General features: G+C 44.4%; 4 protein-coding genes. All 4 read right to left on the reverse strand.

Features of this window, described 5'->3' with window-relative positions; translation table 11 throughout:
* Positions 1–366: hypothetical protein (locus O0J15_RS20810; protein ID WP_308306249.1), on the reverse strand; the 366-nt coding region annotated here is incomplete at its 3' end.
* Positions 363–569, reverse strand: coding sequence for a hypothetical protein (locus tag O0J15_RS20815; protein ID WP_308306250.1), 207 nt, complete (start codon positions 567–569; stop codon positions 363–365). The genes O0J15_RS20810 and O0J15_RS20815, both read right to left, overlap by 4 nt.
* Positions 562–2,031 (reverse strand): gp58-like family protein, encoded by a 1,470-nt coding sequence (locus tag O0J15_RS20820; RefSeq protein WP_308306251.1) that lies wholly within the window; start codon positions 2,029–2,031, stop codon positions 562–564. The genes O0J15_RS20815 and O0J15_RS20820 overlap by 8 nt, the downstream gene beginning before the upstream one ends.
* A gap of 3 nt (positions 2,032–2,034) precedes the next feature.
* The coding region (locus tag O0J15_RS20825; RefSeq protein ID WP_308306252.1) for a hypothetical protein at positions 2,035–2,298 on the reverse strand (264 nt) is incomplete at its 5' end.

Genomic DNA, 2,298 nt, shown 5'->3' on the forward strand with positions numbered 1-2,298 from the left:
CGTTAAAACTAATGCGTAGCTAACCTTACCGTAGTGGTCGCTTTCAGTCTTGTTCTGTTGAACTGCTTGATCTGTGGCTGCCTGTTTAATTTCGGTCTGTGCCAATTTTTGTTCAGCTTCTTGCAGTTTAACGTGGGTTTCTTCTAACTTCGCCTGAGCCTGTACAAGAGCGCTCGTTGGATCAAGCTCCGTTCTAATAAAGTCCAAAACTGCTTGAATCAGCACTTCTTCATTATCATTCGTGCGGTTGCCTGGCAATTCAACACGCTCATAGCTGTAGCGTCCAGGTTCTTCTTTCTCAATCGTTACGATAGTGACGTTCTTTTCCCCCTTCAAAGTAGGGCTTCCTGTTAATTTGTAAGTCATTTGTTAGTTCCTTTCATTTTTGCTTGCGTTTCTTCAAATAACTCTTTAAGTGCTGGGTCATATTCCAGCACCGCTTTAAATGCCTGTAGTTCAGCCAAAGTCAATGTATAGCGTGCCTCTAAATGCGCACGTCCCAATTCGCCTTCTGCCAAACGGTTGACGAGCGACTCAGCGACTAACTTATCGATTGTGTGATTATCCATGTAATTTCTCCATTTCTTTGATTTTCTGGTCCAGTTCTTGGACAGCCTTCAGCAAGTAGGGTACGAAAACGGTATAGTCGATGTGCAGATAGCCATCTGGATTCTCAGGATCTCGTGAGATAACTTCTGGAATGATGGTCTCAGCCTCTTGAGCAATCAAACCGATTTCTTCGTGTTTCTTGCTCTCAATGAAATCAAATGCGACCAAATTTAGTTGGTTGATTTTGTCCAAGGCTTTCACGGCTGTATCTGTGATGTTTTCTTTCAAACGTCTATCTGAGGACTTATCGCCCCAGTATTTAACACTTCCGCTTCCGACCTGGTTCCACCAAACGACCGTATTCTTTCCACCTTTGGGATTTGAGCCATTACCGTAAATATCTGCCTCGCCCATTTCGATCCCGTGGATAAAGATAGGCGATTTATAGAACGTTTGGGTTCCGTAGCAATCAACAGAACAATTAGTGTCAAATGTGACTTGTCTATAGAAGATTGAATCATTCTTACAGTACATTTTGCCGTCGGTATTCACATACCAAGCTCTATCTCCAATTGTGTTCCAGCTATCGCCCCAGTTCGCCCAAAATGCGGTTCTAGTTCCTCGGCCTTCTCCATTTCCCATTCCAACTGCGAAATGGTTTACGCCAGAAATCCAACGTCCGCCACCTTGGTCAAATTGTCCAAGTGTGAATCCGCCAATTTTGCCTTGATAAGCTTCAAGGAAGGTTGAACTAGACACGACAGATTCAATCTTAGTCGCAAAGACTTCCTTAGATGTCAACTTATCAATCAAGGCATCTCTAGCAGTCAGGTTCCGAATAAGTGCATCGTCTACGTTGATTTTATCGCCTGTGATGGCACCAGCTTGGATATGGTCAGCAGTGACAGAGCCAGCTGCTAACTTCCCAGCAGTCACCGCACCGTCCACGATCATGTCGGATTTCACTCTGACTTTCGGGGCAATGATGTCAACGCCTTTCGAACTGGTCGAAATGGTAGAGGCTAACTGCTCACCAGTCAAGGTAGTAGATCCGATAGTCACACCTTCTGGTGTCACTTGAACCCTCGCACTGTTGGCAGCGTCTCGCACTTCCTGCCTGATTTCTCTAGCTGTCTGAGCGATGGCGCTCTTAACATTCGTATCAAAGAATTGGGTCAGCGCCCCTTGATTATTCTGCTGGATTTTGCCCCAGAGAGTGCTGTTCGGATCTCTCAATTCCAGCTCTATTGAACGCATATCCTTGAAGAGACCAGATAGAGTACGTTGCGTAACAGTAGGCTCCACGAAACTTGTAGGAAAATCCCCTTGCTCCAACTGGATATCTGTCAGCACCGTATCACCCACACAGCCCATGTGATGAAGCTTCAGCAGTTCATCTCGTGTCCGTGGCTGAAATACCTTGTAATACCGTCCGTTATGCTCCAAAGCAGGCGAACGAACGTTTTGAATGGTAATATCCATATGCTAGCCTCCTCTTTTTCTGCCAAAAATATAGGTTTCGTTGTACTTATTGGAGATGAAATCCTGCACCTCATCCGTATTTTTAAAAATGACAAACAATTGGTAGTTGTATCGTCTTTGGTAACTTGTTGAATAGCCAGTATCTCGTTGACTTATTACTACCCTAACTTCAAAGATTTTGTTAGAATTTTGAAGTTTCACCACATTACAATCCTCTATTCCATCCAAACCATACGGACGACGTTCGGATATCCCTAAGTCGATGAA

The sequence above is a fragment of the Stenotrophomonas sp. Sm10 genome, from assembly GCF_030985515.1.
Classification (GTDB): Bacteria; Pseudomonadota; Gammaproteobacteria; order Xanthomonadales; family Xanthomonadaceae; genus Stenotrophomonas; species Stenotrophomonas hibiscicola.